This window comes from Trinickia dinghuensis (genome assembly GCF_003367175.1).
Classification (GTDB): Bacteria; Pseudomonadota; Gammaproteobacteria; order Burkholderiales; family Burkholderiaceae; genus Trinickia; species Trinickia dinghuensis.
On record NZ_QRGA01000048.1, the window covers coordinates 1 to 1,054 of the forward strand.

Annotated in this window: 2 protein-coding genes; both read left to right on the forward strand. The window is 63.8% G+C overall.

What is annotated here, in order from left to right; genetic code table 11:
* Window positions 1-453 (forward strand): sulfate adenylyltransferase subunit CysD (cysD, locus tag DWV00_RS33535; RefSeq protein ID WP_115537905.1); only part of this gene is annotated, 453 nt, incomplete at its 5' end.
* Window positions 454-515: 62 nt separating this feature from the next.
* The coding region (locus DWV00_RS33540) for a GTP-binding protein (RefSeq protein ID WP_181885674.1) at window positions 516-1,054 on the forward strand (539 nt) is incomplete at its 3' end.

The following is a 1,054-nucleotide window of genomic DNA, read 5'->3' on the forward strand; positions in this document are numbered from 1 at the left end:
GACGAGTTCGGCCAATGGGATCCGAAGGCCCAGCGCCCGGAACTGTGGAGCCTGTACAACGCACGCCTGCACAAGGGCGAGCACCTGCGCGTGTTCCCGATCTCGAACTGGACCGAGCTGGACGTGTGGCAGTACATCGCGCGCGAAGGCTTGGAGCTGCCCTCGATCTACTACGCGCACGAGCGCGAGATCGTGCGCCGCAACGGCTTGCTCGTGCCGGTGACGCCGCTCACGCCGATGCGCGAGGGCGAGACGAGCGAGAAGGCGCTCGTGCGCTTCCGCACGGTGGGCGACATCAGCTGCACGTGCCCGGTGGACAGCGACGCGGACGACGTGGAGAAGATCATCGCCGAGACGGCGGTGACCGACATCACCGAGCGCGGCGCGACGCGCATGGACGATCAAGCGTCCGAAGCCGCGATGGAACAGCGCAAGAAGCAAGGCTACTTCTAAAGCTAAGCACACCGAACGATCGAAGCGTTGAAGCTTCGAAGACCGAATTGGGATTGAAGATCATGAGTACTCCTCATCAACCGGCAGACCTCGGCGTGCTGCGTTTCATCACGGCGGGCAGCGTCGACGACGGCAAAAGCACGCTGATCGGCCGCCTGCTCTATGACAGCCGCGCCGTGCTGTCCGATCAACTCTCGGCGCTCTCGCGCGCGAAGAACAAGCGTACGGTGGGCGAAGAGATCGACTTGTCGCTGCTCACCGACGGCTTGGAGGCCGAGCGCGAGCAGGGCATCACGATCGACGTGGCCTATCGCTACTTCGCTACCGCGCGGCGCAAGTTCATCATCGCCGATACGCCGGGGCACGAGCAGTACACGCGCAACATGGTGACGGGTGCGTCGACGGCGCACGCGGCGATCATCTTGGTCGATGCCACGCGCGTGACGAAGGACGAGGAAGGCCGCACGATCTTGCTGCCGCAGACGAAGCGCCATAGCGCGATCGTGAAGCTGCTCGGCTTGCAGCACGTGATCGTGGCGATCAACAAGATGGACTTGGTCGAGTACAGCGAGACGCGCTTCAACGAGATCCGCGACGCGTA